The 1,130-nt window shown below is 58.0% G+C and carries 2 protein-coding genes; one reads left to right on the forward strand and one right to left on the reverse strand.

The window, feature by feature from the left end:
• The coding region (locus VJ956_RS15845) for an AraC family transcriptional regulator (RefSeq protein WP_324086012.1) at positions 1-663 on the reverse strand (663 nt) is incomplete at its 3' end.
• A 197-nt stretch (positions 664-860) separates the two neighbouring features.
• Between VJ956_RS15845 and VJ956_RS15850 the strand changes: the two genes are divergently transcribed.
• The coding region (locus VJ956_RS15850) for a CoA transferase (protein WP_324086013.1) at positions 861-1,130 on the forward strand (270 nt) is incomplete at its 3' end.

A 1,130-nucleotide genomic window follows, 5' to 3' on the forward strand; every position in this document is an offset into this window, starting at 1 on the left:
GTCTGCCGGCGAGGTTCGCAAAAACCGGCGCATCTCGGATCTGTCCCGGATCACCGGCGCGGACAGGAAGCGTTTACTGAAGGTGAGGGCCGTTTCTGTGGCGTCGAACGCCAGCGGACAATGGAAAATATGCCGGTATTCATCGCCGTGGGCCGGTTCCGGGTAGCTGAACTGTGCCAGGTCAAGTTCCGCCGGCCGGCCGATCAACCAGCTGCCCAGGCGGTGCCAGATCACCAGAATGCTTTCCTGGAAAAAGTGCAGGGAAGCGTCGAAATCGCCCTCGATCACCGATACCAGCCGGAATTCATCTTCACACTTTTCAATCTGCATGCCGACCATGGGTTCGAACAGGCGGCAGAAATCATAGGCCTGGCGATACACTGCCTCAAGATTCGGGCAGTCAATCAGCAGTGCACACATGGTGGCAAAGGTGCCGGGCCGACAACGGCGGGGACCCAGGCCCATGAACTCGTCCGCCATAAGGTTCCAGACATTCTGCAGCAGCAGGCGGTACTGGCTGCTGCTGACCCGGGCCCTTTCAATTTTGAGCAGGTCCGGAGCTATGCCAGAACTCAGCAGCAGGCTGTCAATATCCAGGCCCCTGGCGCGGGGGCCGGTCAGCGCGGCTTCAACGAAATGTATGGAGACCGTAAGTTCCGACATAGTGTCCTTTACAGTGATGAAACGACATTCATCATAAAAGCCATTGGCGTCAATGCAACTGTCTCGGGCAAAGGGTGGTTGCCGGACTGGAATAAAAAGTCAGCGTGATTGACCGATTCGGCGGTTGGCTCGCCGGACGGAAGCGGGCAGCATCCGGTAATCACCGGAACAAACGAATACCTGAAAAGGAGAGCATGATGTCAGGGCCTTTAAGCCATCTGAAAATACTGGATTTCAGCACCCTGTTACCCGGGCCATACGCCACCATGATGCTGGCGGACATGGGCGCTGAAGTACTGCGGGTCGAGGCGCCCGGTCGGGTAGACCTTACCCGTGTTATGCCGCCGCTGGAAGACGGCGTAGGCACCGCGCATACCTTTCTGAACCGTGGCAAGCGCTCTCTGGGCCTGGACCTGAAAAAAGCGGGTAGCGCGGACCTCGTCAAGCGCCTGGTAAAAGACTACGAC

Source organism: Marinobacter sp., assembly GCF_035268745.1.
GTDB lineage: Bacteria > Pseudomonadota > Gammaproteobacteria > Pseudomonadales > Oleiphilaceae > Marinobacter.